Origin of the sequence: Clostridium sp. CX1, from assembly GCF_025398335.1 — a bacterium.
Lineage (GTDB): Bacteria > Bacillota > Clostridia > Clostridiales > Clostridiaceae > Clostridium_AM > Clostridium_AM tanneri.
Genome location: NZ_JAODOO010000011.1, coordinates 42,955 through 69,158, shown reverse-complemented (window position 1 = coordinate 69,158; position 26,204 = coordinate 42,955). Strand labels below are relative to the sequence as shown.

Sequence of the window (26,204 nt, the reverse complement as noted above, 5' to 3'; positions counted from 1 at the left end):
AGTTTAGGTTACTAGAGGACACCTAAATGCTTTAGGAGTCCTCTAATAACACCTAAATTTTAATTAGTAAAAATTTATACAATACTAATCAATGCAAGGTTTATTTGAGGAAAGGTGGAACAACCATGAGTGAAGTAATGAAAACAATGTCTTTTGAAACAATTCTTAAGAGAGCTCTTGAAGATTATTATACAAAAGGAAAAATATTTGAAATAGAGGAAAAGGACTTCTCTAAGGATATTGACAATAGTATAGAAATGGAGTTTTGTGGAGAATACTTAAGATACCCAGTAGGTCCTGCAGCTGGTCCTCACACACAGTTAACACAAAATTTCTTAGCAGCTTATCTAACAGGCTGTAGATATTTTGAACCTAAGACTGTTCAAATAGTAGACGGAAAACAAATGCAGGAAATGATAGCAAGACCATGTATCGATGTTAAAAATGTAGGATACAACGTAGAATGGTCTACAGAGTTAACAGTTGAAGAAGCAAAAGCAGAATATATAAAAGCTTCAGTATTAATGCAGGTTTTTGGTATTGAACTTGGACTATCAGATGTAAAGGACTTTATACTTAATATAAGTGTAGGATATGACCTTGAAGGAATTCAATCAAAAAAGATTTCTGACTTTGTTGATGACCTTAAAGATGCAAAGAATACTGAAACATTTAAAGAGTGTATAGAAGTATTAAAGAAAAATATAGATAAATTCAAAAGATTTAAATTAGAAGATATAGATAAGATTACTTCAAAGATTACCAATATAATTACACTTTCTACAATGCACGGATGCAAAGCAAGTGAAATTTTAAATATAGCATCTCATTTAATATCAAATAAAAAGATAAATACATTATTAAAATGTAATTCAACATTACTAGGATATGATGCTGTAAGAGAAATCTTAGATAACCTAGGATATAATGATATAGCATTAAAAAGAGAAGACTTCGAGCATGATTTACAATTCGATATGGCTAAAGAAATAATAGCTAAGCTATTAGAAACAGCTAAAGAAAATAATGTAACTTTCGGAGTTAAATTAACAAACACACTACCTGTAGTTAACACTAGAGGTGTTATGCCAGGGGAAGCTATGTACATGTCTGGAAAGCCGTTATATCCAATTGCAATAAATGTAGCTAAAAAGATTGCTAATGAGTTTAAGGATATAACTATGTCTATGTCAGGCGGAATAGATAAAAATAATGTATTAGATGTATTTAAAGCTGGAATTGCTCCTATTACTATATCAACGTTATTCTTACAACCAAAGGGATATACAAACAATAATGTTGTATTAAATGAAATGAAAAAAGCAGGACAAGCACCTGAGAAATTAGATCTTGAAGCTTTAAGTATTTTAGCTGACAAAGCAAAGAAGGATGCTAATTATAAAAACAAAGGAAATGGAAAAGTTTTAGAGGATAAGCTAGAAACTTTTGATTGTCTAAAGAGTTGTGGAATCTGTGTTGATGTATGCCCAAATAGAGCAAATATGAGAGTTGTTGTTGAAGGGCTAACAGCTAATTACCAAATAGCTCATATTGAAAATATGTGCAACGAATGTGGTAATTGTCATATGTTCTGTCCAAGAGGTGGCTACCCATATTATAAGAAAATAACTATCTATAAGAACTTAGAAGAGTATAAGGATTCAAAGAATACTGGTTTATTAAGAATTGGAGAAGATAAATTCTTATTAAGAGAAGATGGAAGAGAATATATCTATACAGCTAATTCAAAAGAAGATAAGAGTAAATTAGAAATGACTGTTGAAACAATTTTAAGGGATTATCCTTACTATGTTGACAAAATAAATATTTTAAGTGAAGAAGAATTAAAAAATGAGTAAAAGTTACTGGTTAAAAAATATATTACTTGAAGACGGATTTATATATGATGAAAATGATGTAGTAGGTACTAAAACAGCTATTTATAATATTCTTATTGAGGATGGTAGAATAAAGGATATTATAAAAGGAGAAGTAAATTGTAAAGAGTTAGATAGTATCGATGGAAAAGGGCTACTTATTCTTCCAGGTTTTAAGGAAAATCATATACATATAGATAAAACTTACTACGGTGATTCATGGAAGGCTTGTAGACCTTTTAAAAGTGTAGCTGGACGTATAGAAGAAGAAAAGATACTTTTAGTTGAACAGCTTCCAACATTAGTAGATAGGGCTGAAAAGGTGTTAAAACTTTTATCAGATAATGGTACAGTTCATGTTCGAACTCACTGTAATGTAGATGAGGTTTGTGGTTTAAGAAATGTAGAGGGTACCTTAAAGGCACTTCAGTCTTTTAAGGATAAGATGACTTATGAGATAGTGGCATTTCCTCAGCATGGTCTTTTAAAGGGAAATACAGTTTCACTTATAAAAGAGGCAATGAGCATGGGAGTAAATATAATGGGAGGATTAGATCCTGCCAATGTTGATGGAGATATAGAAAAGTCTCTAAATACTATAATGGATATAGCTACTAATTTTAATTCAGATATAGATATTCACCTGCATGACGGTGGTGAGTTAGGAATCTTTACTATAAAGAGGCTCATAAAGCTTGTAGAAGAAGCAAAGTGGCAGGGAAGAGTGAACATAAGCCACTGCTACTGTTTAGCTCACATTTCTAAGGAAGAGGCTTCTGCTGTGGCTAAAGCTATGGCAGCTAGTGGGATAAGTATATCCTCCTCAATTCCAATAGATGTTCCTGTTATACCTATACCTATGCTTAGCGAAAAAGGTGTAAAGATTGCGGCAGTAAATGATAGTATTACAGATCACTGGTTTCCTTTTGGAACGGGAGATATGCTTGAAAGAGCAACAAGATTATGTGAACGATTTGGCTGGATAGATGAATATTCCTTATCAAGGGGAATTAGTTTTATTACAGGTGGGAAAATCTCTTTAGATTCTAAAGGGAACAGAATATGGCCACAAATAGGAGATGAAGCCAGCTTTGTTTTAACTAAAGCTTCCTGCTCAGCGGAAGCAGTAGCTAGAAGAACTGAAAGAAAGGCTGTAATTTTTAAGGGAAAGATTGTTAAGAATAATTTTGACTTGGGTTAAAACCATATAAATAACACTGATTTTATATCTTACATATAAAATCAGTGTTTCTTCGTTTTTAATCATTATTTCCTCAAAATCTTATCCATCGCTTTTCCCTTTGCTAACTCATCGATTAGCTTATCTAAATAGCGAATTTCCCGCATAGTTGCTTCTTCAATGTCTTCCACTCGGACACCACAGACAACCCCTTTAATCAAAGTCCGTAAAGGATTTAGTTGAGGAGCTTCCGCAAAGAAAGTCTCAAAATCTGTATGGTTCTCCAATTGAACTTCTAACTCTTCCTGGCTATATCCTGTCAACCAGCAGATGATTTCATCGACTTCTGTTTTCGTGCGTCCTTTTTTCTCCGCCTTCATAACATAAAGGGGATAGACACTTGCTACGCTCATTGTATAGATATTATGTTTGGCCATGATATACCCTCTCTTATGCAATTTTCTTTATTATATCATAAAAAATAGTCGGTTCAAATGAAGGTTTGGCTTATCTTTTATTATCCCACCAGTTAAAAGAACGGATTCTGGATATAGGATATTTACACAAATAAAATCAATGGTTAAGACTATAAACCTCCTTTACTTATGGTATGGTTCACCGTTGATTATTCTAAACCCTCTATAAACTTGCTCTAGTAGAATAACTCTCATAAGCTGGTGGGGAAAAGTCATTTTGGAGAAACAAAGGCTGAAATCTGCTCTGTCTAAAACTGCCTTAGAAAGTCCAAGGGAGCCACCTATAATAAAAGCTATGTTACTATTACCTCTGACACCAGAATCTTTTATAAAGCTTGCTAGTTCCTCAGAGGAGAGCATCTTACCCTTAAGGTCTAATGTTACTACGAACATATTATCTTTTATATGCCTTAGTATATTTAATCCTTCTTTCTCTTTTATCATAAATTCTTCTTTTTCAGAGGCATTATCTGGTGTCTTTTCATCAGGAATCTCTATAATATCAAGTTTACAGTATCTTGATAGACGCTTAGAATATTCATCTATAGCTTGCTTTAAATACTTTTCCTTAAGTTTGCCTACACATATTGTGGATATGTTCATAACTTTATCTCCAATCTGTTAATAAATTTTAATGATTTCATAAAGTTTGTTTATAACATAAGTAAAAAATCCTTACACAATAGTGTAAGGATTTTAATTAAATTAAGCGTTTTTTCCGCAACATTGCTTATACTTTTTGCCACTTCCACATGGACAAGGATCATTTCTTCCTACCTTGTTTTTGTTGACAATAGTCTTAGAAGCTACCCAGCTTTGACGAATTTCTTTTCTTTTCTCTGGTGAGAATATAGCTTCCCATTGAGGAAGTCCATAAAGATAATCAGCCTTAGCATCTAGCATGTTAAAGTATAATTTTTCAAAGTTTACTTTAGCATTGATTTCAGAAGTTTCTTCTAAGTTTTCAAGATCTAAAGACTCTACAAGACTATCATTTATTCCATCAAGGAATCCCATGAAAAATACAGTTGTTGTTTCGTATTTTTCAGCTAAGTCTTTTATAGTGCCATTTATAGCGTCATTATGTTCAGCTAAAAGTTTAGAATAAATATGCTTTTCAATAGAACCATATTCTTTCCAAAATTCAGCCTCTCCTCTAGTCTTTACAAATTCTATAACCATATCTGTCCAGTTTTTATACAAACTCATAGTAAATTCTCCTTTTGAAAATATATTATTATTTAACAATATACATTACTTCAAATATTATAATAAAAATTATAATATTTTTCAACAACTTTTGTTATAATCAACGTATATTAGTCATTAACTAGGTAGCTTAAGAACATATTCTGCTTTCTTATTACAATAGCTGCATTTACTGTCCTCTGACTTCTCTAAGCAAGGAAATGTTTCTTTTTCTACTAAAAAGTCATCAAATGCCATGTCAACATGATCCTCACAACAATATTTATTTTCTTTTAACATTCAACAGGTCATCCTTTCCTAGTGGTTTGGATAAATCATAGTGGCCTCCCCAAAGTTCTGTATCTTTATTGTCTATTAAAATTTTCACCTTTTCAACAGAAGAAATCTGGGTTAGGGACCAAATAATGCTTTTAAGGGATGTTTCTGCTTTTAGTGGGGTCATTGCTACATTTGCCTCTTTGCTAAGATTAACATAACCAATGTTGTCTTTTATTGAAAAACTTATTAGTCTAGTCTCCTTAGGTAAAACTGGCTTAAGATTGCTTTTCACTGAAGGTCCTTTAATCAATTGGTTAACAATAGTTTCACCAAATATTTCATCCTTTTTCATGACCCTTTCTTCTTTAGAAATCTCTGAATTAATATTATCTTTAGAAGAATCAAAATAAATATTCAGGTCTAATAAATTATCTTTTTCTTTTGATAATACAATCTGCTTCTCTTTTTCAGTCGAATTAAGGCTTAAACTATCTTTCTTTTCGCATCCAGTTAGGCTTAATGTTGAAAACATTATTGTAGAACAGATAAATAGACCAAAAATCTTTTTCATATTCCTCACCTTTTTAGAATTCTATATAGTTGCTTGGCATATCTCGCTTTGCCATATATAAAGATAAATCTTTATCCAACTTAACATTGGAGTCATTTAATACATTTACTACAGTCTGATATGCAAGCTCAGGGTAATTATTTGTTTTACTTAGATGACCTAAGATTACCTTTTTAAACTTATTATTTGTAATACCTACTACAGCTTTTCCGCAATCTTCATTGGATAGATGACCAATATTGCTTAGGATTCTTCTCTTTAGATTATAAGGATAAGGTCCAAACTTCAGCATTTGAACATCATGGTTGCTTTCTAGAAGTATTACATCAGCGTCTTCCAATATTTTTTGCACCTCATTAGAAAACTCACCTAAATCTGTTGCTACACATGCCTTTTTATTTTTACTTATCAGTGAATATCCAGAAGGATCAGCCGCATCATGAGATATTTTATAGCTAATTACATCCATGTCTTTAATATTTACATAACTATTATCAATTATTTTAATGTTATGTTCTTTTATTTTACCTACGGTTTTTGACATAGCATTCCAGGTAGATAAATTTGCGTATACAGGAATATCATATTTTCTCGATAGCACACCTACGCCTTTTGTATGATCAGTATGTTCATGGGTAACAAATATTCCATCAATATTTGTTGGATTTTGTCCAATATCTACGAGAGCCTTTTCAATACTTTTCCCTGGAAGTCCAGCATCTATTAAAACTTTAGCACCGTCAGATGATACAAATATGCTATTTCCACTACTACCACTATATAAAGGACAAAAAATCATAGCAATTCTCCTATCTAGAGCTATTCGCTATAAGAAGCTCTTTTTATATCAGCGCCTAAAGCTTTAAATTTATCTTCGATATTAGGATATCCTCTATCTATATGCTCAATATTTAAAACTTCAGTGATTCCGTCTGCAATCAAGCCTGCTATTACCATAGCAGCTCCAGCTCTTAAGTCAGTTGCTTTTACAACAGCGCCTGTAAGTTTATTTACTCCATCTATAATAGCTGTTCTACCTTCAACTTTTATATTAGCACCCATTTTCTTTAGTTCATCTACATGCTTAAATCTGCTTTCCCATATGCTTTCATTAATAATACTTCTACCTTCAGATGCTGTTAAAAGCGTACTCATTGGTTGTTGAACATCTGTTGGGAATCCAGGATAAGGTTGAGTCTTTATATTTACCCCTTTTAATTTACCACTAGATTTTACAGTTACAGAGTCACCATCTTCTCTTATTTCTGCTCCCATCTCTATAAGTTTTGCAGAAATAGACTCAAGATGCTTAGGAATAACATTTTCTATAGTTACTTCACCACCACAGGCAGCAACAGCAATCATATATGTACCGGCTTCTATCTGGTCAGGAATAACACTATAGGAGCAGCCCTTTAGCTCTTCTACACCAAACACCCTTATTACATCTGTACCAGCACCTTTTATATTAGCACCCATGCTGTTAAGGAAATTTGCTACGTCTACTACATGTGGTTCTTTTGCTACATTTTCAAGAGTAGTAACTCCTTCAGCTAGTGTTGCTGCTAACATGACGTTTATTGTAGCACCAACGCTTACCACGTCAAAAAATATATTAGTACCTATTAGTTTATCAGCTTCAACTGTTACACAACCATGTTTAATCTCAACTTTTGCACCTAAAGCTTCAAAGCCTTTTATATGCTGATCTATAGGTCTAACACCTATAGGACATCCACCTGGAAGTTCTACTGTTGCTCTTTTAAATCTTCCTAAAAGGGCACCAATTAAGTAATAAGAAGCTCTCATTCTTCTAACATCTTCAGTATTTGCATTCACGTTATTTATAGCAGTGCTATCTATTACAACTGAGTTCTTTCCTCTAACTAATTTACAGCCTAATCCTTCAATTATTCTCTCTATACAGTGAACATCTTCAATATCAGGTATGTTATCTATGTTACAGGTACCTTTACTGGCCATTATAGCAGCAGGAAGTATTGCTACAGCAGCGTTTTTAGCACCATTTATCTCAATACGACCAGAAAGTGAGTTACCACCATTAATTACTAATTTATCCATTCCCGCATCCATCCTTATCATAAATTAAAAATTATATTCAAGTTTAGAAATCTTGATTTCAAATTATTACACAAACCTTATTATAACATAATTCTATAATATTTTAACACTAATTTTAAAAATGTGAATAGGTTGATTATAAATTGCATAAAGTTTCCTAGAATTTATCATATATTTATGCTTTATATATTGAACTATAATACTAAAAAAAGCACCATAACGGTGCTTTTTTTAGTATTATAGTTCAGATTCAAAACTACCACAATCAGTGCATTGTTTAGTTGTAGCTTTTGACTCATGTTTTGTAACCTGAATTTTGTTTAATGTACAATAGTTTTGGTCTTTTGCATGAAATTTACATTCAGATACTATACATCCTATACTATCATTTGGTCTTTCGTTCATAGATTCGTACCTCCATATTATATTATTTATTATTTCAAACAGTATTATTTTTTCATTTTTACTTTTTTATATGTATGGTATAATATTGAAATTAGGTTTTACTTAACTTAATTTTAATATGAATATATAACCTATATAACATCAATACAATTTTTTAATGGACTTTTATTTAGTAGATTTAAGAATATGTTTAAGTAAGAAAATGATAATATGATATAATAATATTCAGGTTATATATTTGTGTTTTAAGACTATTAGTTTTGGGGGATTATAAAAATATGAGATATTACTTAGTAGCTTTATTTGATAAGCAATCATATTCCTATATGGAAGAAATACAAAGAACTATATGTAAAAAGTATAAGATATATAAAAATATGCCTATGCTTCATATAACTTTAGAGGTTATAGGAGACCCTGATATGGAGAAATTAACGAAAATAGTTTCAGATATGTTGAAACCTTATAAGAAATTTAAAGTAGAGGTCAATGGTGCAATCTGCTTTGATCCACCTTATAAATCTGTTAATTTAAAGATAGAAAATAAAGGTTATATTATTAGATTAGCTAGGCAGATAAATGATACTCTAAAGCTGCATGGCTTTGATGTAAGGGATAACATAAGTAAGTGGGACCTGCATGTTTCCTTAGCAAATACTAATTATGCTGCAAGAGAGTGGAGTGCTAAAGAATACATAGCAGCCTGTGAAAGCACTAAAAAAGAAGATATTCACAGAATGGCTAAAATTGATAGAATAGAACTTTGGAAACCAATAAACAGTAGAAGAGATATGGTAGTAAAAAGTTTTCCACTTAGAGATTTTTAAGGACAATTTATAAAGTAATTCTAGGAATCCTCGTGTATGGTTATACATGGGGTTTTTTTTAATATTTAACTGAATGAAAACAATTACTTTAGTAATTGACATTAGATTAATAGTAATATAAAATATACTTAACCGGTTAAATAAACCGGTTAAGTAGAGAAGAGGTGATTTAAAGTGGAAAGTATTTGTATCTTAGGAAGTATAAATATGGACTTAGTATTAAGAGTAAATAGAATGGTTCAACCAGGGGAAACTATTTTATCAAAGGACTATAAAAAGATTTTTGGGGGAAAAGGTGCAAATCAAGCAGTAGCTGCAAGAAGGTTAGGAGCCAATGTGAATTTCATAGGACAAGTTGGCAGAGATGAAAACGGTTACGAAATACTAGAGGCTTTAAAAAAGGATAACATAGATGTAAATTATATAAGGCATAGTGATAACAGTCCTACTGGAATGGCTATAATTACAGTAGATGATGAAGGAAGAAACTCAATTGTAGTAGTTCCAGGTGCCAATATGGATATTAGTAAGCAGTGGATAAGAGAAAGAGAAGATATTATAAGTGAATCAAGAATGCTTATATCACAGTTTGAAACACCATTAGAGGCTACAATAGAAGCATTCAGGGTAGCTAAGGAAAAGGGAGTAATTACAGTTCTAAATCCTGCACCGGCGAAAGAGATTCCAGATGGATTATTAAAGCTTACAGATATTATAATTCCAAATGAAACTGAAGCATTTGAACTTACAAATACTAAAGTTGATGATGAGAAAAGTATTAAAGAAGCAGCAAGTAAGTTCATGGAAAAGGGTGTAAAGTTTGTAATAATTACATTAGGAGAACGAGGGGCTGCCTTAGTTTCAAAAGATAAGTTTAATATCATACCAGCATATAAGGTAAAAGCAATAGATACTACAGCAGCTGGAGATAGTTTTATTGGTGCACTAGCAAGTAAACTTCAAAATGAAGAAAATATAGACTTTGAGCAAATTGAAAAAGCTATTAAATTTGCTAATAAAGTTTCATCAATAGTTGTACAAAGACAGGGAGCTCAACCATCACTGCCTTATTTAGAAGAAGTTGAAGCAATATACGGGGAGGAATAAAGTATGAGAAAAACTACATTGCTAAATTCAGGTATATCGGAAGTTATATCAAGAATGGGACATACAGATGGATTGGCAATAGGAGACTGTGGATTACCTATTCCAGAGGGTACTAAAAGGTTAGACATAGCACTCATAAAAAATGTTCCAGGATTTATAGATACATTAAAAGCTATTTTAACAGAACTTGAAATTGAAGAGGTTGAAATAGCTAAGGAGACAGCAGAGGTTAGTCCCCATATATATGAAGAAATAAAAAAATCAATAGGTGATGTTAAAATAACTTTAATTAGCCATGAACAGCTTAAAGAAAAGTTAAAAGACTGCAAGGCAGTTATAAGAACAGGAGAACAAACTCCTTATGCTAATGTTATTTTAAGATCGGGAGTTGTTTTTTAGAAAAGTTTAGGAGGAAGGAATATGACTGATAACAAACCTTTTTTAGAAATGGTTAACATATCAAAGTCTTTTCCAGGTGTAAAAGCACTCCAAGATGTAAATTTAAAGGTTCATAAAGGAGAGGTTTTAGCACTTCTTGGAGAAAATGGAGCTGGAAAGTCTACTCTAATGAAAATATTAAGCGGTGTTTATAAAAAGGATACTGGTAAAATTTTAATAGAGGGCAATGAAGTTAACATACAAGGAATTAAACAGGCAGAAGAGTTAGGAGTCACAATTATTCACCAAGAGCTTAGTGTACTTCCTAATTTAACAGTAGCGCAAAATATATTTTTAGGGAACGAAAAATACAGTAAAGGTACTAGAAGAATAAATAAAGGGTGGATGAAGGAAAGAAGTAAGAGTTTTCTAGAGCAGATAGGGTGCAGCGTTGATCCTAATACTCTAGTAAAAGATATAAACGTAGGCGAAATGCAAATGATAGAAATTGCAAAGGCGTTAAGTAAAAATTCAAGTCTTATCATTATGGATGAACCTACTACAGCTCTTACTGATGTGGAAACAAAAAAGCTTTTTGAGGTAATCAGAAAGTTAAAAGAAAAGGGTATAGCTGTAATATACATCTCCCACAGAATGGATGAAATTTTTGAAATTTGTGATTCTATAACAGTACTAAGAGACGGAAAATACGTTGGGGATGTAGCTACTAAAGATGTAACTAAAGATGAGTTAATAACAATGATGGTAGGGAGAAAGCTTGAGGAACAGTTTCCTTATAAAGAGGTAGAAAAAAGATCAACTTTACTAAAGGTAGAAAACCTATCATTGAAAGACAAGGTTAGAAATGCTAGCTTTGAGATAAAAGCAGGTGAAATTTTAGGCTTTGCTGGACTTATGGGGGCTGGTAGAACGGAGTTAGCAAAAACTATCTTTGGAGACTACAAAAAGAACTCAGGTGAAATTTATATAGAAGGAGAAAAGGTTAATATTAGTTCTCCTAAGGATGCTATTGAGCAAGGAATCTGCTATCTTTCAGAGGACAGAAAAAAAGAAGGCTTAATTTTAGGAATGTCTGTAAAAGAGAATATGACACTTTCTAATTTACAGAGTTATGAAAATAAGTTTATGAGAATAAACAAAAAGTCAGAGAAAGAAGAAGCACAGACATATATTAAAAAGCTTTCTATAAAAACTCCTAGTGAAAATCAAATAATTAAGAATTTAAGTGGAGGAAACCAGCAAAAAGTAATTTTGGCAAAATGGCTTATGCTTTCGCCTAAGGTTCTTATTATAGATGAGCCTACTAAGGGTATAGATGTAGGTGCAAAAAAGGAGATCTATGAAGTATTAAATGAATTAAAAAGTATGGGTAAGGCGGTAATAATGATTTCTTCAGATATGGCAGAAGTAATAGGTGTTAGTGACAGGGTAATAGTAATGCACGAAGGTAAGATAACTGGAGAACTAAAAAGGGACGAACTTACTCAAGAAAATATAATGAAGTATGCAGTAGGAATATAATTTTATAAATTAAACTTCAACGACAAAGGGGTGTTAAAGTTGGAAAAGGACGTTAAAAGTTTACTTTTTAAGTATAGATCTTTAATAGGACTAATAGTACTTTGCATTATTATATCTGTGGTTACACCTAGATTTTTAACTGTTACAAATGTACTCAATGTACTAACACAGGTTTCTGTTAATGCTATAATTGCCGTAGGAATGAGCTTTGTAATATTAACAGGGGGCATAGACTTATCAGTTGGCTCCACACTAGCTATAACAGGAGCAGTTGCAGCAGTCATGGTTAAGGCAGATATAAACGTTGTGCTAGCATTGATGGTAGCTCTAGTGATTGGTGGATTAGTTGGGTTATTTAATGGAGCATTAGTGTCTAAAGGAAGAATTCAAGCCTTTATAGTAACCTTAGCTACAATGACTATATTTAGAGGAGTTACTTATGTTTACACAAAAGGAACTCCTGTATCAGGACTTGGTTCAGATTTTATGGTGATTGGAAATGAAAAGATAGCAGGTATACCTTTACCAGTAATAATAATAGTAATTGTAGCCTTAGCAGCTTGGTATGTTTTAAATCAAACAAGGTATGGTAGATATGTATATGCAGTAGGAGGAAACGAGGATTCAGCAAGATTATCAGGGATTAATACTGATAAAATTAAAGCTTTAGTATATGTTGTTTCTGGTGTAACAGCGGCATTAAGTGGTGTAGTTGTAACCAGTAGAATAGGATCAGCATCTCCAAATGCCGGTGTAGGATTTGAACTTGATGCAATTGCAGCAGTTGTTCTTGGAGGCACAAGTCTTTCTGGTGGAGAAGGATCTGTAACCGGTACAATAATAGGTGCCATGATAATAGGTGTATTGAATAATGGATTAAACCTAATGAATGTTTCTCCATTCTATCAATCAATAGTAAAAGGGTTAGTTATTTTATTAGCAGTAATGCTTGATAAGAAGAACAAATAAGCTGTATATAAATAAAATTTATATAAATAAAACTAAGGGAGGACTATTAATCATGAAGAGAAATCGTTTAAAAATGTTATCATTAGCTTTGACAGGAGCACTTGTTATAGCAGGATTTACAGGTTGCGGCAGCAAAACTGAGCAAGGAGCTCAAGGTGGTGGGGACAAAAAGAAAATAGGAATGGTAGTGTCTACGTTAAATAATCCATTCTTCGTATCCATGAAAGAGGGAGCTGAAAAGAAGGCTAAAGAATTAGGTTATGATGTAGTAGTTCTAGATTCACAGAATGATGCTGCAAAAGAAAGATCTAACGTTGAAGACCTTTTACAACAGGGGGTATCAGCTCTTATCATAAATCCAACAGATAGTGATGCAGTTGGAAACTCAATTGCAGTTGCAAACGACAAAAAAGTACCAGTTCTAACTGTAGATAGACAAGCAAATAAAGGAGAAGTTGTTGCACATATAGCTTCAGACAATGTTGCTGGTGGAAAAATGGCAGCAGACTTTATACTTGAAAAACTAGGTGGAAAAGCTAACATAGTTGAGCTTCAAGGAATACCAGGAGCATCAGCTACAAGAGATAGGGGACAGGGATTCCACCAAGGCGTTGACGGAAAAGCAGATGTTAAGGTTGTTGCAAGTCAGGCAGCAGATTTTGATAGACAAAAAGGTTTAAATGTAATGGAAAACATAATGCAAGCTACACCTCAATTTGATGCGGTATTTGCTCACAATGATGAAATGGCTTTAGGAGCAGTTAAAGCATTAAAAGGTAAGAAAGCATTAGTTGTAGGTTTTGATGGAAATGACGATGCTAAGAAAGCAGTTGAAAGTGGAGAAATGGCAGCTACAGTTGCACAGCAACCAGATTTAATGGGAAGCTTAGGTATAGAAAATGCTATAAAAGTTATTAAAGGAGAAAAGGTAGAAAAACAAATACCAGTAGATTTAAAATTAATAAAGAAATAACAAAATCCAGGGTTAGCACCCTGGATTTTATAAAGTATAATTAAAGATAATAGCATGAAGAATGTCAATATTTTAAATTTGATTTATATGAGGTATTACAATGAAAAAGGTTACGATGCTGGATATTGCAAAACAAGCTGGGGTATCTAAAGCTACTGTTTCTATGGTATTAAATAAAAGAGACGAAAGTATAAGTGATGAAACTAAAAATAAGATATTAAACTTGGCTAAAGAATTAAACTACATTCCTAACTCATTAGCTAGAGGATTAAGTACAAAGAAAACAAGAACAATAGGGATAGTTTTACCGGATATTACAAACCCTTTTTTCTCATCTATCGCAAGGGCTATTGAAGATAGTGCTAGCTCTTCTGGGTATAATGTTATATTTTGCAATACAGATAATGAAATGGGAAAAGAACAAGAATACATTAAGCTTCTTATAAGCAAGTTGGTGGATGGGGTTATTTTTGCAACTGGTGGAGAAAGTTGCAGTAGCGTAAATATGTTAAAGCATAACAGTGTACCTTTCGTTTTAGTAGATAGATATATAGACGGATATGAAAAGGAATACGGAGTTTATTCCTTGAATCAAGAAGGTGTTATGGAAGGTATAGACTACCTACATAGTATAGGTAGTAGGAAAATAGCATTTGTTAAAGGAAATGAAAACCTTCAAATATCTAATGAAAGATTAAAAGGCTATAAGAAGGCTATGGATAAGTACTGTATATATGATAAAAATCTTATATTTTCAGGTGACTTTACTATAGAAGGTGGAATTAATGCTACAAAGCAGATATTAGACCATATTGGTAATATAGATGCAATTTTTTATAGCAATGATATGATGGCTTTAGGAGGTATGAAGGTACTACTTAGAAACGGACTTAAAATTCCAGAGGATGTAAAGATCATGGGATTTGACAATATAGATATATGTGAAATTTTTGAACCAGAGCTAACTACTATAGCTCAACCTATTTATGACATGGGAAAAGAAGCTTGCAATCTATTGATAGATATAATAGATAATAAAGACATTGAGAAGAAACAAGTTTACTTTAAAACCAGTTTGGTAATTAGAAAAACAACTTAAAAGTCCCCCCTGCATCTTTAAATGTGCAGGGGGGTTCTCTTATTATATATCTAATAGATTTTTCTTATATGAGGAGTAGAGATCTCTTAATTGTTTCATCTTTTCATCAAGTTCTATTTGAAGAACTGATACTTCTTTATAATTTTTAGCATCTGTAGCATTCTTTATTCTTGTAAATAAGCTTTGTTTTGAATAAGAGTCTTTCATTATATAATGTCTTAATTCGTTTATTTTCATCCAACTAGCTACATCAAGGTCTAGTGCTTTATCTATTGAATGAAGCATCTTATAACTTCTTATCTCATCAGAGTAGTTAGATATTATTCGGTTATTTATTTCTACAAGCCATCTTGTGGTTGTACCAAGTCTAAAGCTGTTTATGATTTTTTCATTTAGTATGTCTCCAGCCATAAGGGTAGCCGTCTTTTCAGGATACACATCGAAGGCTGTGAGATTTTCATAAACTGTAGCAGGAGCTTTACCGAAGAACTTTATCCTTTCCTCTTCAGTAAAGTCTTCGAAGACATCCTCTTCACTTCTATAAGCTCTTCCTTTTTCTAGATAAGCACTATCATCCTCAGGTTTTTTAGAAAGCTCTTCTAAAAGTTCGTCTTCCGTTCTATTGTTAGTTATTGCATACTTTATACCATCTATCATAGTCAGATAAAGGGCAGCTACTGAAAGATAAGTATTAGTATGAGGGTTTGGTGCTCTAAGCTCAAATCTTGTAGACAGAGGGTTTTGTAAGTCTCTTATAACACCTACAAGTATTGTTCTATTTCTAGAAGGTACTTCAACAGAATTTCCTAATGATGTTACTATACAAACTGGAGCTTCAAAACCTGGTTTTAATCTTCTAAGAGAATCATTAGTAGAAGATACGAAAGGATTTATAACCTCATAATTCTTAAGTATGCCCATTATGGAAGCATAGCCTAAAGTACTTAAGAAATGATGTTTTGGAGCTGAAAATAGGTTTACCCTTTTTCCATTTTTTAATTTTAATGCTATACCTATATGAGTATGCTTTCCACTACCGGCAACTCCTTCTATAGGCTTTGCAAGGAAAGTAACATCTAACCCATTTCTTCTAAAGGTTTCTTTAACTATAGTTCTTACCAAAAGCTCATTATCTGCAGCTTGTACTGCAGTTGAATATTTCCAGTCGATCTCAAGCTGCTCCATTATGTGGGTAAAGTTTCCAGACTGATCAAGTTTAGCTTTAACTCCCCCTACTTCCTTATGCCCCATTTCTGGCTCTAATCCATATGCCTCCATCAAAAGCAAAGATTGCTCAAGAGCTGTTCTTACAGCACCTTTTGTTCTAGTCCAATATTGTTCATGCAGAACCTGAGAGGTTGATAACTCTTCAACGTGAGCCTTATCATTAGGCGTTTGAACCCAGAACTCTAATTCTGTTGCACAGGTTGCAACAATCTTGTCTATATCATCATAATTTACTCCGAAAGGTAATAGTGACTTAGGATATTTTTTAAATAAATCTAGAAGAGTTTCTTTGAAATGTTCAATGGATCTCTTTAAAATATATCTTGAGTCAACAGCTTTATTTTCATGATATAAAAAACAAGGGATTCTTAAAGTACCTATAGGATTGCCGGTTTGAGGATCTATGTGCTCGTAATTATATTCTATAAACCAGTTAACATCTGTATCAGCTAGCATATCAACTTTTGCATTATTTAGACTTGCAATTCCAGGGAGAACAACAGAAGAGCCGTCAGTTTGAATTGCTCCTTTTAGAAAAGTAGAAATATCCTCTAGAAAGATTTTAATGGGAATTTTTTCATCAGTATCATTTCCAGATAAGTCTATACCAACTAGGGATACAAATTTTATTTCTGGATGAGATATTAGTATCTTTTTCAGGTCTTCTTCTGAATGTTTTTCCTTCGGTATAACGTAGATTAAGTCCTTTACCATGTCCTTACCTCCTAAAAATAATATAAAGAAAACATAAAATATGTTTTCCTCCAAGTTTTGTGTATATCTAACATTATTAATATGATAATTATATTATTTGTATTTTAATATATTCATGATTTTATAATTAATATACACTGATGTCAATAGCAAAGGTGAAAGTTATAATATAAAAAATTGCAGTATTCAGTTGTTTTTAGAATATACTTTTTATTATAAATTTGTGTACTTAATACCAATATTATATAATATAAAATATATATACATATGTTAACTAACACAATGAGGTGGTACAGTGAAGGTAGAAGATAGACCTATCGGTTTTTTTGACTCAGGAGTAGGAGGCATTAGCGTTTTAAAAGAAGCTATAGATCTCCTGCCAAAGGAGAATTTCATTTATTTTGGGGATTCTGCAAATGCCCCTTATGGGACGAAAACTGTAGATGAAGTTAAGGATTTAACTTTTAAAGCTGTTGATTTTTTTATGGAAAAGAAAATTAAAGCTTTGGTTGTTGCATGCAATACTGCTACTAGTGCGGCAATAATAGATCTAAGGGAAAGGTATGCTAAGTACATGCCTATAATAGGAATAGAGCCAGCATTAAAGCCAGCGGTAGAATATAGGAGAAAAGGGAAAATTCTTATAATGGCAACTCCTATGACTTTAGCTGAGACTAAGTTTAATAAGCTTATGAATAATTATAAGAATGAGGCTGAAATTGAACCTCTTCCTTGTCCTGGGCTTGTAGAATTAATAGAAAGGGGAGAATTTGAAGGAGAACAAGTAAATAGTTATTTAAAAGACAAGGTAAATACCTTTGGTAAGGATGGGATTGCCGCCATTGTTCTTGGATGTACTCATTACCCTTTTATAAAAAAGGAATTATTTAAGGTAATTCCTAGAGATGTACCGGTTATTGACGGAAGTAGAGGAACAGCAAAACAGCTAAAAAGACAGCTAACTGAGTATAATATACTCAATAAAGGTAATCAAAAGGGTAGTATAGAAATTTATAATTCTTTAAATAGTGATGAGATTATAAATCTAAGTCGTAAATTGCTAGGACTAATGGATTAGGAAATTTTGAATTGATTTGTTTAATAACTTAAAAATAGAAAATAATATAAAATATGATATAATTCAAAGTATATAATAAGATTTTATTACAAATTGAAGGGAGAAAACAACTATGAATCCTATAGTTACAATTAAGATGAAAGATGGAGGAGTAATGAAAGCGGAACTTTATCCGGAGATTGCTCCAAATACAGTTAATAATTTTATAAGCCTTATAAGAAAGGGGTTCTACAATAACCTTATATTCCACAGAGTAATTCCTGGATTTATGATTCAAGGAGGATGTCCTGAAGGAGCTGGTACTGGTGGACCAGGATATAAAATAAGGGGTGAATTTAACAATAATGGATTTAAAAATGATCTAAAGCATACAAAGGGAGTACTATCTATGGCAAGAGCTATGTTCCCTAATTCTGCAGGTAGTCAATTTTTTATAATGGTAGAAGATTCCCCACATTTAGATGGCCAATATGCTTCTTTTGGAAAATTAATAGAGGGAATGGATGTAGCTGAAAAAATTGTGAGTGTAGATAGAGATTTTAGAGATAAACCTTATGAGGATCAAGTTATGGAATCTGTTACAGTTGAGACCTTTGACAAAGAATACTCTGAACCTGAAAAACTTTAAAATACAGGGTGGTGACATTGTTGGAAAATAATAAGGTTGCTCTAGTTTATGGATTTGGAGAGGCTGAGCAAAGTATTGTTTCTGAGATATTAAAGGGAAAGTATAAAGTTATAGATGAATCAATGGGAAAGATGAAGATAGGAGATATACTTAATGGTATAAAACTAGAGGTTTATAACTGTCATCTTCCTAGTGAAAAGGTGGTTTTATTTAATAACTTTGAAGATGAAGAACTAAAAAACACAATGAGAGCCATTAAAGCTAGTATTCAGCCTTCTCCTATTTTTGCTATAGTTACAGATACTTCTATAGATTGGACCTTTGAATATTTGTTAGAGCATTTAGTTGAAGAAAGAGAATGGTACAAAAAGCATGGCAGATAAAAGCGGGGGGAAAGTATGAGCAGAGTTGGAGAGAAAATTAAGAGTATAAGAAATAGTAATGGTATGAGTCAAAAACAATTAGCCAAAAAGTTAGGAGTAGCAGAAAGTTTTGTTAACGAAGTGGAGTCCGGTAGAAAAGTTGCAAATCAAAATTTAATTGATAAATTATCAAAGATTTTTGGCAAGGATATAAATGATATAACTATGTCTTTTGAAGAGCAGGTATTTAAGGAAGATAAAAACCAAAAGTACGTAGCAGAACCAAAGAAGGAAAGCATAAAAGATGTATGGAATGAAGCTTTTGGGTCCGTATTAAAGAATGTGCCAGTTTATAAGTATGATTTGCAAAAAGCTATATCCACAAAGCAACTCCCGTTAATAAATAATAAAGTAGAAGGATATTCTCAAGATAAAGTACTATACCTAGAAGTAGAAGATGAGGATATGATAGGATTTAGAATTGGAAAAGGAGACTTAGCTTTTGGTCATATAACGCATGAAGTAGAGAATAACTCTATATGTCTTATAGAATATAACAATTCTAGGGCATTAAGACAGATAAAGAAACTAGATAACAGTAAGGTTCTCCTTATAAGCAATAGGGGGACTTTAAGAACAGAGACAGTAGGAATTAAAGATTTAAAAGTAATAGTAAAACTGGATAGGATTGAAATAAGACTATAGGTTTTAGATACTTTTTATAAGAAAGAGGTGTATTGCAGTTGAACGCAGTACACCTTTTGTCTTATAAATTTAGTATAGTGAGAGTTAAGTAAATACCTAATGTGATTTTAACTTCATGTCTATAATATTGTTAGCTTTATGCTTGTATCACTATATTCCTCTTAGGTCAAACTCAGGAATAAAGCTTTCCGAACAGGTGCCACTTTCTTGAATAAATGCATTTTTTATTCCTAGAGATAGACAATAGTCTATCATAGAATCATAATGCTTTGAATTCAGTGGTCTATCTATTTCCGGAAACTTGCTTGAATTATGTGCAGGAGTATATTGATTCATAATGCTTATATAAACTGAATGACCAAAGGTTTTATATACATAGTCCATAATTTTTTTTGAATCAAATAAAAGGCTAGGCATCATAAGATGGCGTATAATTATACCTTTTTTTATCAATCCATTATCATCAAATTTTACCGCTCCCACTTGAGAAAACATTTCCTCAATAGCTTTAGATGCATAATTAAAGTAATTAGGAGCATTAGAGTATCTGAGAGAAAACTTATCGTCGAAATATTTAAGGTCTGGAAGATAAACATCAATATACCCGCTAAGTGTTTTTAAGGTATCAATGTTTTCGTAGCTGTTAGTATTATAAATAATAGGTATAGCAAGTCCATTAGACTTGGCAATATCTAAAGCTTCAACTATATGAGGAACGTAGTGAGTTGGAGTAACTAGGTTTATATTATGAGCACCTCTTTGTTGCTGCTCTAAAAATATTTCACTTAACCTTTTTACCGATATTTCTTTGCCAACTCCTTCAGAGCTTATTTTGTGATTTTGGCAAAAGGAACATCTTAAATTACAATTAGAAAAAAATACAGTTCCTGATCCACTAGTACCAGATATACAAGGCTCTTCCCAGTGGTGAAGAGAAACCCTCGCAACTCTGAGTTCTCTTCCGGATTTGCAAAATCCTAAAGCATTTTCCAGTCTGTTAACACCGCAGTTTCTGGGACATAAATTGCAACATTTAAGCAAGTCTAACATTTATAACACCTCTGTTTTTATGGTAGTTCTCAAACAATTATACAATTATATATGTACAATTGTACAGCTTATGATTTTCTTCTAAAATAGAAAATTAGGCATTGAATCATAAATATAAAACTAACTACTGCAAAAGCTGGGTATAAGAAGTTTATAAGCTTCACGAAACCTACTTGTGATACAGGTATTGCTAAGAGAATAATTAAAATAACAGACTTTCTGTAGGATATATGAAATAACTCTTCTAGATTTTTGCTAACGCTATATATATTTGAAACTTCTGTAGAAAACATTTCTAGCCAAATTATGCATAAAAGCAGCATTTGTATTGGTTTACCAAACCTGTTAGCAATATAAAGAAGGGGAATTTCATATTTAAAAATATAAGGAACGTTTAGCAACAATAGAAGATTTATAATCAGGGCAAGGAAAGTAAGGCCTATGGACCCAATTATAACTCCTAGCACAAGATGTCTTTTTTTCTTAATTTCTAAGCATAAAGGTACAAGAACTCCGCTGCAGCACAATACATTAAAGGCACCATATATTAATGAGGATAACATCCAATTGTTTCTATAAAACGGAATGGTTTTAAGATAAGATACATTTATATCCTTATAAAAAGCTATATACAGAATAAATAGAGTTGTTATAACTATTATTAAAGAGGGTACTATAAAAGAATTTACTTCTATAAGTCCCTTTGTATCTCTATATAGCGCTACAATAGATACAAAAATCATTATGATTATACCAACCCATTTTGAAACTCCAAAATATTGATGGATGAGAGCGCCGCTGCCAGCTAAGATTGTAGCAGCACCTCCTATTAAAAAGATAGTAGTTAAAAAGTTTGTAGCATGTCCCAAAATACCTGGACTTACAAGGGCAATAAGGCCGTCATAAGAATTCAGCTTATATTTTAGGCTTAAGTCTATAATTATACTGCCCATAGCTATGTAAATAAAGCAGCAGATAACTATGCCTATAAAACTCTTGTATCCATAGGAAGTAAAAAATTGATTTATTTCTTGTCCTGATGCAAGACCTGCACCAACTACTGTTCCTATAAAAACAGCACCTATTTGAAAGATTAGAGCTAAGTTTTTCTTCAAGATATCCCTCCTAAAATTTTTTTGAATTACTCATAAGCTAGCAAGTAATCATTCTTTTATAAATATATAGATATAAAGCTAAAATGATGATTTATAAATTAAATTTTATTTTGAGGGAAAACTAAATAAAAATCTAATCTGCAAGAAATTTACATAAACGGAGGGAAGGCTATGAAGAAGATAGATAGTAAGTGGGTAAATAGCATTATAATAATAATTGTGATTATATTTGTTAGCTGTGCACTTGTAGGATGTAAATCTAATAAAAAGGAACAGGCAAAAGAAAGCACAGAAACTTTTGATATGAAGGCTGCTACAAATGTAACAGAAACATATATGAAGTATTTGATGAAAGGCGATATAGAGAATAGTAAAAAGTTCTATTCTAAAGAACTTTTAAAGTCTTCAGCACCAGAAGAAAATAAGAGTTTAAAGATTTTTGGTTATAATTTGTCTGACACAAGTGAGGTTGGAAAGTCTGGAGTATTTAAGCTGAGAGTTTCCAGGTCAGATGTTACAAAACCTTTTGCATCTTTAGATGAATATTCTATTAAAATATCAAAGGAAGACACCGATTATAAGATAAATGAGACTAATAATAATGTACAAAAGGAAGCATTTATAGAGGGTGATCAAATAAGATTAAGAAATAAGAACAATGTAAGCACAAACTTAGTGATAGACCTAGGCAGCATACCCAACTTTGCTTTTTCTAAAGATGATAAAAGTAATATAGATAAAATACCAGTACCAAGAGCTAAATTTAGCATAATTAATTTCGCCTATGGTGGAGATAACTTAGCATTAGCTACTGAAGATAAGGATTCCTACATTGCGTTAATAAAAATAGATGAATCCCTAGCCGTACAGTCAGATAAAGGCGGCGGCGGTGATGAACAAGGTGGTGGCGGAAACGGAGGTGGAGCTAAAGCAGGTCAAGATACCGGTGGCTCCAAAACAAAAGAAAAGCCTATCGGAAAGGAAATTACTACTTTAGACTTATTAAGAGATTCAAGAGTAGAATTAATAAGTTTTTCTCCAGAAGAAAAACATATTACAGTTCAATATACTAAGCCTGGTGTTGGGCATTGCATACGTATTTATAAGATGGATGGTGGAGATATGATACCTTTTAAGTTTGAGGAAAAGTACCCATTAGATAAGGTGGATGTGGTTATTTCTTCATATGATAAGGACACTATAAACTATGATGTGATACCTAAAAAAGCAGGAGACAAAACTGTTAACAATATTATAGGGAAGTGGCAATTGAGTCTTAAGGATTTTAAAGAGAAGAAAATGTGATATAATTAAAGATAAAAAGTATAATTGGAGAGTAAATATGCTGTGGGGAGACAAAAGATATTATAATTTAAATTATTTTTTAAGACAAAAGTTTGGAAGTAAAGTATTTAAGATATCCTTGGATGCAGGGTTTTCTTGCCCTAATAGAGATGGTACTATAAGTAAAGGTGGATGCCTTTTCTGCAGTGAAAGAGGTTCCGGTGACTTTGCAGGAAATAGATGCTTTTCTATAAAGGAACAATTTAAAGATATAAAAACAATGATGAACAACAAGTGGAGAGAAGGAAAGTACATTGCTTATTTTCAGGCATATACAAATACTTATGCGCCTGTAGAGGTATTAAGGCAGAAGTATGAAGAAGCAATAAGCGAAGAAGGTGTTGTAGCATTGGCAATAGCTACAAGGCCAGATTGCCTTAGTGAAGAGGTACTAGAGCTTTTAGATGAATTTAATAAAAAAATATATACCTGGGTAGAGCTTGGGCTTCAAACTTCTAATGAAATAACAGCAAAAAAAATAAACAGAGGTTATAGTTTAGATGTATTCGAGAGAGCAGTAAACAATTTGAGAAAGATAAATATTGATGTAGTGGCCCATGTAATATTTGGATTACCAGGTGAAGCTAAAGAAGACATGATGAATACTGTAAAATATGTTTCGAAGATAGGTGTTCAAGGAGTAAAGTACCATCTCCTACACCTGATGGAAAATACGCCTTTGGTGAGCTTATATAATAGAGGGGAACTTAAATTCTTAGAGCAAGATGAGTATATAGATATAATATGTTCAGCCATATCTATTACCCCACCTGATGTAGTAATTCATAGGCTAACAGGAGATGCACCAAGAAGTTTACTAATAGGTCCAAAATGGAGTTTAAAAAAATGGGAAGTATTAAATTCCATTGACGCTAAGCTTAAAGAAAAAGATATATATCAAGGAATACACTATAAATAACTAATTTTAGGTTCTCTACTTCTTAAATAAGGTAGAGAACTTTTTAATGGGGGAAAGTTTTATGAAGATTGATTTAATAATTTCCGCAGATGATATAAAAAGAGAAAAGGTTGAAGGAAAATCAGTAGTAGTTATAGATATGCTTAGAGCTACATCTGTAATAGTTACTGCTATAAATAACGGATGCCAAGGAATAATACCAGTACTTACAGTAGAAGAGGCTTTTACCATAGCAAATAGGGATAGAAAGGTATATGTATTAGGAGGGGAGAGAGAAGCGTTAAAAATAGATGGATTTAACTTTTCAAATTCTCCATTAGAGTATAAAAGAAATTCTGTGGAAGGAAAAAACTTAGTAATAACCACTAGTAACGGCACTAGGGCAATCAGAGGAAGCGTAGGAGCTAAGAATATTTTAATAGGAGCATTAATCAATGCTAGAGCTGTTGCTGACAGATTGATTGAGTTAAATAACGATATAGTTATAGTTAATGCTGGAACTTATGGGCAGTTTTCCATGGATGATTTCATATGTAGTGGTTATATAATACACTGTATAGCTGACAAAAAGTCTGATATAGAACTGACGGATATTTCAAAGACAGCTAGCTATATATATGGTGAAAATAAAGATGTGTTAAGATTTATAAAAGGAGCAACTCACTATAAAAGAATGAAAGAATTAAAATTAGACCACGACTTAAATTACTGCTGTCAAAAGGATATTATAGAAGTCGTACCAGAATACAGAGATGGGTTAATATCTTAAATTTAAAATTAGTGATGACTTTCAATAGATTATATTGAAAATCATCACTAGCTATAAAACTATTAAACCACTTGAAATATATAAAACTTTAAGTAGTATGACTCGTCAGAATTCCATAGTATTGGATGGTCTGAAGCTTGTGTTCTAAATTCCACTTGCCTTAACATTCTTCTAGCATCTTTAGCAGCATCAGCTATTGTATCCTTGAAAAGCTCTGGATTCATAAAATGTGAGCATGAGCATGTAACGAGAAAACCACCTGGCTTAACCATTTTTATGCCTCTTAGATTAATCTCTTTGTAGCCTCTTACAGCACTATTTATAGTTGACCTAGATTTTGTAAAAGCAGGGGGATCTAGTATTACTACATCATATTGTCTTCCCTCTCTTACCCATTGTGGAAGAGCATCAAAAGCATTGTGACATTCAAACTTAACTACATCTGAAAGCCCATTTAACTCGGAGTTTCGGGTTGCTTCGTCTACAGCAAGTTGAGATATATCAAGTCCTAATACACTCTTAGCACCAGCTACACCAGCATTTAGCGCAAAGGAACCTGTATGAGTAAAACAATCTAATACATCAGCATCTTTGCAAATTTTATGTATAGCATATCTATTTTCTTTTTGATCTAAGAAAAAGCCGGTCTTTTGACCATTTTCTATATCAACAGTATACTTAACACCGTTTTCTACAATTTGTATTTTCGTTTCAAAGGGTTCAGTTAAAAATCCTTTTGTTTGCTCCATACCTTCTAATTCACGTACTTTTACATCGCTTCGTTCATATACACCTTTAGCAGCAAAGTCTTCCTGCAGTATTTTAACTATTATCTGTTTATATTTATCTATACCTAATGAAAGAGATTGTATTACGTAATAATCTTCATATTTGTCTATTATAAGACCAGGTACAAAATCTGCTTCTCCAAATAGGAATCTACAGCTTGAAGTAGCTATAACCTTCTTTCTATAATTCCAGGCATTATGTAACCTTTTTCTGAAAAATTCTTCGTCTATTTCTTCATTAATGTCACGAGTCATCATTCTTATAGTGATTTTTGATAAGTCATTTATGTAACCCTTTCCTATAAAGCTTCCTTTAAAATTATAAACTTCAACAATATCACCATTTTCATAGGTACCATCGTAACCTTCTATCTCGCTAGTGTATATCCAAGGGTGACCATTTTCAGCCTTTCTTCCCATACCTTTATGTAAATAAAATTTGCATGTCATTATAGCATTACCTCCCTGTTTTTTCATTATGTAGTATACCACAATTAAAAAGTTAATAATACTTAAAATTCCTTTGACATAAGTCATGATAATAAATTAAAC

General features: G+C 32.3%; 28 protein-coding genes. 16 read left to right on the top strand and 12 right to left on the bottom strand.

Features of this window, described 5'->3' with window-relative positions:
* Nucleotides 1–125: 125 nt before the first annotated feature.
* Complete coding sequence (locus tag N4T77_RS13085) at nucleotides 126–1,859, top strand: 4Fe-4S dicluster domain-containing protein (protein ID WP_261672252.1); 1,734 nt, start codon at nucleotides 126–128, stop codon at nucleotides 1,857–1,859.
* Nucleotides 1,852–3,078 (top strand): amidohydrolase, encoded by a 1,227-nt coding sequence (locus tag N4T77_RS13080; protein WP_261672251.1) that lies wholly within the window; start codon nucleotides 1,852–1,854, stop codon nucleotides 3,076–3,078. Before N4T77_RS13085 ends, N4T77_RS13080 begins: the two co-directional genes overlap by 8 nt.
* Nucleotides 3,079–3,143: 65 nt before the next feature.
* On the opposite strand, the gene N4T77_RS13075 is transcribed toward N4T77_RS13080, so the two are convergent.
* From N4T77_RS13075 to N4T77_RS13040, 8 genes are all read right to left on the bottom strand, one after another.
* Nucleotides 3,144–3,494: a DUF2200 domain-containing protein gene (locus N4T77_RS13075; RefSeq protein ID WP_261672250.1), complete on the bottom strand. Its 351-nt coding sequence runs from the start codon at nucleotides 3,492–3,494 to the stop codon at nucleotides 3,144–3,146.
* A gap of 162 nt (nucleotides 3,495–3,656) precedes the next feature.
* Nucleotides 3,657–4,136, bottom strand: coding sequence for a 23S rRNA (pseudouridine(1915)-N(3))-methyltransferase RlmH (rlmH, locus tag N4T77_RS13070; RefSeq protein WP_261672249.1), 480 nt, complete (start codon nucleotides 4,134–4,136; stop codon nucleotides 3,657–3,659).
* A 102-nt stretch (nucleotides 4,137–4,238) separates the two neighbouring features.
* The gene (locus N4T77_RS13065; protein WP_261672248.1) at nucleotides 4,239–4,742 is read right to left on the bottom strand and encodes an SEC-C metal-binding domain-containing protein; all 504 of its coding nucleotides are present in this window, start codon (nucleotides 4,740–4,742) and stop codon (nucleotides 4,239–4,241) included.
* Nucleotides 4,743–4,859: 117 nt separating this feature from the next.
* Nucleotides 4,860–5,021, bottom strand: coding sequence for a CxxH/CxxC protein (locus N4T77_RS13060; RefSeq protein ID WP_261672247.1), 162 nt, complete (start codon nucleotides 5,019–5,021; stop codon nucleotides 4,860–4,862).
* Entirely contained in the window at nucleotides 5,005–5,571 is a 567-nt protein-coding gene (locus tag N4T77_RS13055) for a GerMN domain-containing protein (RefSeq protein ID WP_261672246.1), read from the bottom strand. Before N4T77_RS13055 ends, N4T77_RS13060 begins: the two co-directional genes overlap by 17 nt.
* 13 nt (nucleotides 5,572–5,584) lie before the next feature.
* Nucleotides 5,585–6,370 carry an MBL fold metallo-hydrolase gene (locus tag N4T77_RS13050; RefSeq protein WP_261672245.1) on the bottom strand — a complete coding sequence of 262 codons (786 nt, stop codon included), beginning with the start codon at nucleotides 6,368–6,370 and terminating at the stop codon, nucleotides 5,585–5,587.
* Between the two features lie 20 nt (nucleotides 6,371–6,390).
* Nucleotides 6,391–7,653, bottom strand: coding sequence for a UDP-N-acetylglucosamine 1-carboxyvinyltransferase (locus N4T77_RS13045; protein ID WP_261672244.1), 1,263 nt, complete (start codon nucleotides 7,651–7,653; stop codon nucleotides 6,391–6,393).
* 237 nt (nucleotides 7,654–7,890) lie between these two features.
* Nucleotides 7,891–8,058 (bottom strand): DUF1540 domain-containing protein, encoded by a 168-nt coding sequence (locus N4T77_RS13040; RefSeq protein ID WP_261672243.1) that lies wholly within the window; start codon nucleotides 8,056–8,058, stop codon nucleotides 7,891–7,893.
* Nucleotides 8,059–8,336: 278 nt separating this feature from the next.
* Between N4T77_RS13040 and N4T77_RS13035 the strand changes: the two genes are divergently transcribed.
* The 7 genes from N4T77_RS13035 (at nucleotide 8,337) to N4T77_RS13005 (ending at nucleotide 14,953) form a co-directional block, all read left to right on the top strand.
* Nucleotides 8,337–8,885 (top strand): 2'-5' RNA ligase family protein, encoded by a 549-nt coding sequence (locus N4T77_RS13035; protein WP_261672242.1) that lies wholly within the window; start codon nucleotides 8,337–8,339, stop codon nucleotides 8,883–8,885.
* A 174-nt stretch (nucleotides 8,886–9,059) separates the two neighbouring features.
* The gene (gene rbsK, locus N4T77_RS13030) at nucleotides 9,060–9,992 is read left to right on the top strand and encodes a ribokinase (RefSeq protein ID WP_261672241.1); all 933 of its coding nucleotides are present in this window, start codon (nucleotides 9,060–9,062) and stop codon (nucleotides 9,990–9,992) included.
* 3 nt (nucleotides 9,993–9,995) lie between these two features.
* Nucleotides 9,996–10,391, top strand: a complete 396-nt coding sequence (gene rbsD / locus N4T77_RS13025) for a D-ribose pyranase (protein ID WP_261672240.1) — start codon at nucleotides 9,996–9,998, stop codon at nucleotides 10,389–10,391.
* 21 nt (nucleotides 10,392–10,412) lie between these two features.
* Nucleotides 10,413–11,912, top strand: a complete 1,500-nt coding sequence (locus N4T77_RS13020; RefSeq protein ID WP_261672239.1) for a sugar ABC transporter ATP-binding protein — start codon at nucleotides 10,413–10,415, stop codon at nucleotides 11,910–11,912.
* A gap of 39 nt (nucleotides 11,913–11,951) precedes the next feature.
* Entirely contained in the window at nucleotides 11,952–12,881 is a 930-nt protein-coding gene (locus tag N4T77_RS13015; protein ID WP_261672238.1) for an ABC transporter permease subunit, read from the top strand.
* A gap of 52 nt (nucleotides 12,882–12,933) precedes the next feature.
* Nucleotides 12,934–13,854: a ribose ABC transporter substrate-binding protein RbsB gene (gene rbsB / locus N4T77_RS13010; RefSeq protein ID WP_261672237.1), complete on the top strand. Its 921-nt coding sequence runs from the start codon at nucleotides 12,934–12,936 to the stop codon at nucleotides 13,852–13,854.
* Between the two features lie 100 nt (nucleotides 13,855–13,954).
* Nucleotides 13,955–14,953 (top strand): LacI family DNA-binding transcriptional regulator, encoded by a 999-nt coding sequence (locus N4T77_RS13005; RefSeq protein WP_261672236.1) that lies wholly within the window; start codon nucleotides 13,955–13,957, stop codon nucleotides 14,951–14,953.
* Between the two features lie 42 nt (nucleotides 14,954–14,995).
* Here the strand turns inward: N4T77_RS13005 and N4T77_RS13000 are convergent, their stop codons facing one another.
* Nucleotides 14,996–16,894, bottom strand: coding sequence for a glutamine synthetase (locus N4T77_RS13000; RefSeq protein ID WP_261672235.1), 1,899 nt, complete (start codon nucleotides 16,892–16,894; stop codon nucleotides 14,996–14,998).
* 295 nt (nucleotides 16,895–17,189) lie between these two features.
* Here N4T77_RS13000 and murI point away from each other — a divergent pair, with 295 nt between their 5' ends.
* The 4 genes from murI to N4T77_RS12980 all read left to right on the top strand — a co-directional run bounded on the left by murI (nucleotide 17,190) and on the right by N4T77_RS12980 (nucleotide 19,667).
* Nucleotides 17,190–17,972: a glutamate racemase gene (gene murI, locus N4T77_RS12995; protein WP_261672234.1), complete on the top strand. Its 783-nt coding sequence runs from the start codon at nucleotides 17,190–17,192 to the stop codon at nucleotides 17,970–17,972.
* A 112-nt stretch (nucleotides 17,973–18,084) separates the two neighbouring features.
* Complete coding sequence (locus tag N4T77_RS12990; RefSeq protein ID WP_261672233.1) at nucleotides 18,085–18,600, top strand: peptidylprolyl isomerase; 516 nt, start codon at nucleotides 18,085–18,087, stop codon at nucleotides 18,598–18,600.
* Between the two features lie 11 nt (nucleotides 18,601–18,611).
* Complete coding sequence (locus tag N4T77_RS12985) at nucleotides 18,612–18,983, top strand: DUF3783 domain-containing protein (protein WP_261672343.1); 372 nt, start codon at nucleotides 18,612–18,614, stop codon at nucleotides 18,981–18,983.
* 15 nt (nucleotides 18,984–18,998) lie between these two features.
* Complete coding sequence (locus tag N4T77_RS12980) at nucleotides 18,999–19,667, top strand: helix-turn-helix transcriptional regulator (RefSeq protein WP_261672232.1); 669 nt, start codon at nucleotides 18,999–19,001, stop codon at nucleotides 19,665–19,667.
* 150 nt (nucleotides 19,668–19,817) lie between these two features.
* Here N4T77_RS12980 and N4T77_RS12975 read toward each other — a convergent pair whose 3' ends face one another.
* Both N4T77_RS12975 and N4T77_RS12970 read right to left on the bottom strand, forming a co-directional pair.
* On the bottom strand, nucleotides 19,818–20,717 hold the full coding sequence (locus N4T77_RS12975; protein ID WP_261672231.1) for a radical SAM protein: 900 nt from the start codon (nucleotides 20,715–20,717) through the stop codon (nucleotides 19,818–19,820).
* A gap of 68 nt (nucleotides 20,718–20,785) precedes the next feature.
* Nucleotides 20,786–21,835, bottom strand: a complete 1,050-nt coding sequence (locus tag N4T77_RS12970) for a transporter (RefSeq protein ID WP_396125128.1) — start codon at nucleotides 21,833–21,835, stop codon at nucleotides 20,786–20,788.
* A gap of 168 nt (nucleotides 21,836–22,003) precedes the next feature.
* Between N4T77_RS12970 and N4T77_RS12965 the strand changes: the two genes are divergently transcribed.
* The 3 genes from N4T77_RS12965 to N4T77_RS12955 all read left to right on the top strand — a co-directional run bounded on the left by N4T77_RS12965 (nucleotide 22,004) and on the right by N4T77_RS12955 (nucleotide 24,864).
* Complete coding sequence (locus N4T77_RS12965) at nucleotides 22,004–23,137, top strand: hypothetical protein (RefSeq protein WP_261672229.1); 1,134 nt, start codon at nucleotides 22,004–22,006, stop codon at nucleotides 23,135–23,137.
* A 37-nt stretch (nucleotides 23,138–23,174) separates the two neighbouring features.
* Nucleotides 23,175–24,095 carry a TIGR01212 family radical SAM protein gene (locus N4T77_RS12960; protein WP_261672228.1) on the top strand — a complete coding sequence of 307 codons (921 nt, stop codon included), beginning with the start codon at nucleotides 23,175–23,177 and terminating at the stop codon, nucleotides 24,093–24,095.
* Nucleotides 24,096–24,156: 61 nt separating this feature from the next.
* Nucleotides 24,157–24,864, top strand: a complete 708-nt coding sequence (locus N4T77_RS12955; protein WP_261672227.1) for a 2-phosphosulfolactate phosphatase family protein — start codon at nucleotides 24,157–24,159, stop codon at nucleotides 24,862–24,864.
* Between the two features lie 62 nt (nucleotides 24,865–24,926).
* Here N4T77_RS12955 and N4T77_RS12950 read toward each other — a convergent pair whose 3' ends face one another.
* Nucleotides 24,927–26,102, bottom strand: coding sequence for a class I SAM-dependent rRNA methyltransferase (locus N4T77_RS12950; RefSeq protein ID WP_261672226.1), 1,176 nt, complete (start codon nucleotides 26,100–26,102; stop codon nucleotides 24,927–24,929).
* Between the last annotated feature and the right edge of the window lie 102 nt (nucleotides 26,103–26,204).